2 rRNA genes are annotated in these 3,261 nt (G+C 55.4%); both read right to left on the bottom strand.

From position 1 onward, the window contains the following. Positions 1–14 precede the first annotated feature (14 nt). Positions 15–136, bottom strand: a 5S ribosomal RNA gene (gene rrf / locus B2G88_RS19000). 119 nt (positions 137–255) lie between these two features. Beyond that, positions 256–3,176 (bottom strand): 23S ribosomal RNA (locus tag B2G88_RS18995). Positions 3,177–3,261 lie beyond the last annotated feature (85 nt).

Below are 3,261 nucleotides of genomic sequence, written 5' to 3'. Positions count from 1 at the left end.
ATATGAAAGTATGAATGGGGCGGCGAATCCGCGTTCCCAGAGGGTCGCCCACTCCAGTACTAACCGATACGCAGGCGAGCTTATCTTCCGTGTTCGGGATGGGTACGGGAGGCACCTCGCCGCTCTGGCCGCCTAACGCCGATTGACGGAATCGAACCGCCGATCACCAGGATCGGTCTCCGACCGTGTGTATGTGTAGTCCAGTTTGCGTCCGGACCCGTTCACCGCGTCACGGATCCAATGCGATATGGTATGAGTGTGTGGCTTGATCAGTTAGTACTCGCGGGCTCAACGCCTCGTTGCCTTGGCGCGTACACCCCGAGTCTATCGAACTCGTCTTCTACGAGTGATCTCAGTAGTTCCTCGTTTTCAGGTGGGTTTCGAGCTTAGATGCGTTCAGCTCTTACCCCGTGGTGCGTCGCTGCCCGGCACTTGCTCTGTCGAACAACCGGTACACGAGTGGCACCCATTCGTAGTTCCTCTCGTACTATACGAACGTTCCCGTCAGGAACCATAACACCCCCAATAGATAGCAGCCGACCTGTCTCACGACGGTCTAAACCCAGCTCACGACCTCCTTTAATAGGCGAACAACCTCACCCTTGCCTGCTTCTGCACAGGCAGGATGGAGGGAACCGACATCGAGGTAGCAAGCCACCCGGTCGATATGTGCTCTTGCGGGTGACGACTCTGTTATCCCTAAGGTAGCTTTTCTGTCAGCAATTGGCCGCATCAAGCAGCCTAATTGGTTCGCTAGACCACGCTTTCGCGTCAGCGTCGATCGTTGTGTTCGACACTGTCAGACTTCCGTATGCTCTTGCGCTCTTCCCCGCGTCTCCGACACGGGTGAGGAAATCTTGGGGCGCGCTCGATATCTTTTCAAGCGCGTACCGCCCCAGTCAAACTGCCCGGCTACCGGTGTCCTCCGCCAGGAGTGAGAGTCGCAGTCACCATCGGGTAGTATTTCAATGATGGCTCGGTGGCCCGCTAGCGCGGGTACCTGTGTAACGCCTCCTACCTATGCTGCACAATGGCGACCACGTCTCAGCGACAGCCTGCAGTAAAGCTCTATAGGGTCTTCGCTTCCCCTTGGGGGTCTCCAGACTCCGCACTGGAACGTACAGTTCACCGGGCCCAACGTTGGGACAGTGACGCTCTCATTGATCCATTCATGCAAGCCGCTACTGAAGCGGCAAGGTACTACGCTACCTTAAGAGGGTCATAGTTACCCCCGCCGTTAACAGGTCCTTCGTCCCCTTGTACGGGGTGTTCAGATACCTGCACTGGGCAGGATTCAGTGACCGTACGCATCCTTGCGGATTTGCGGTCACCTATGTTGTTACTAGACAGTTGGAGCGTCCGAGTCACTGCGACCTGCCCCGTAGAGGGCAGGCATCCCTTATTGCGAACGTACGGGACTAACTTGCCGAATTCCCTAACGTCGGTTACTCCCGACAGGCCGTGGCTTTCGCCGCCATGAGTACCTGTGTCGGATCTCGGTACGGACAGTATGCTCGTCTTTTCACGGGCTCTGGGTTGACCACACTTACGCTATCTTACTATTCGTTCGCTTCGTACCATTACGGTTTCCACGAAGTTCAGTAATTCGACTGGGCGAGTGCCCAGCTGTGGCGGCCCCAAAGCGTCAACTTTGATTGCATACCGGCATAGGAATATTAACCTATTTCCCTTTTGTCAACTTCGACTTACGGGTTGACTTAGGACCGGCTAACCCTCAGCTGATAAGCATTGCTGAGGAACCCTTACTCATTTGGCCGTCGGGGGTCTAACCCGACTAACGCTGCTACTATGACCAGGATTTTCGTTTCTGAACGGTCCACACGAGATCTCTCCCATGCTTCCATCCGAACAGAACGCCGACCTACGCGATCACCCCTATGGGGGGTGCGGCCAGGTCTCGGTGGTGGATTTGAGCCCCGATCATTTTGGGCGCCTCAAACCTCGGCCGGTAAGCTGTTACGCTTTTCTTAGAGGGTAGCTGCTTCTAAGCTCACCTCCCGGCTGTCTAGGGCTTGAGACCACCTTCGATCGCACTTAATCCACACTTGGGGACCTTAACCCGGCGCTGGGTTGTCTCCCTTACGGTACACAGGCTTACCCCGTGCACCGGACTCCTTGCGTCAAACGACGTCTGTAGGTTCGGAGTTGGACAGGGGGGCGCACTCCTCTCGGAGTGCGGTCCCCCAATCCGTCGCTCTACCCCACAGACTATCTCAGCAAAGGTCATGCTTCGACATGTTTCGGTCGGAACCAGCTGTTTCCGGATTCGATGGGCCTTTCACCCCTAGACATAGGTCACGCGAGGGTATTGTAGGACACCAACGCTAGCAGACCTCCACGTGGCTTTCGCCACGCTTCGTCTTGCCCATGCCTAGATCATCCGGTTTCGGGTCGTGCCCGATTGACTCCCCGCGCTTGAACACGGCGGCCCTCACACTAAGTGCTGCGGCCATGTCGGTTTCCCTACGCCTTCCTCGATAATCGAGTTAGACTCGTCAATCAGGCACACTCCCTGGTTCGTTTTTCAAAACGTACGACAGAACACCGGCTTCCCAATCATCTTACTGTACTCTCGCGAGTAGGTCATTATGACCGGGACCTTGTGTGCCCTGTCGTTCCATCGCCAACTGATTTCACGCCCTATTGCACCTCCCTTCGTGGGGTGCTTTTCAGCGTTCGTTCACACTACTTGTTCGCTATCGGTCTTGAGGAGTGTTTAGTCTTCCCAGTCGATGCCTGGGATATTCACGAGGGATATCCAACCCCCGATACTCTGGAGCTGACTCGTCTCGTACTCATCTACACTACGGGACTGTCACCCTGTCTCGTGCTCTGTTCCAAGAGACTTCCTGCAGATTTTCTGAGAGTGATCGTCAGTCCGAACACCACATTGCCCGTAAGGGCTTCGGTTTGGACTGTGTCGCGTTCACTCGCCGTTACTAACGATATCGCATTACGGTTTCTTTTCCTGTCGATACTAAGATGTTTCAGTTCTCGACGTTCCCCATTGCGCAAGGCAATTGCGAGGAGATTCTCATTCGGAAATCCTGTGTTCTTTCCCTCCGTGCGGGTCCCACAGGCTTTTCGCAGCTTGGCACGTCCGTCTTCAGCTCTCAAGCCGAGCGATCCACCAGCTGGCACAGTAGCCACGTTCATCGGATCGGCACTACACTAAAAGTGTAATGTTGAGTGACCCGGGAACGGGTCCAGTGGACGCCTGGACTACACGTACACACGGTC

It is taken from the genome of Natronolimnobius baerhuensis, from assembly GCF_002177135.1.
Lineage (GTDB): Archaea > Halobacteriota > Halobacteria > Halobacteriales > Natrialbaceae > Natronolimnobius > Natronolimnobius baerhuensis.
Note: the sequence above shows the minus strand (reverse complement) of the source record. Positions and strands in the feature narration are given on the sequence as shown.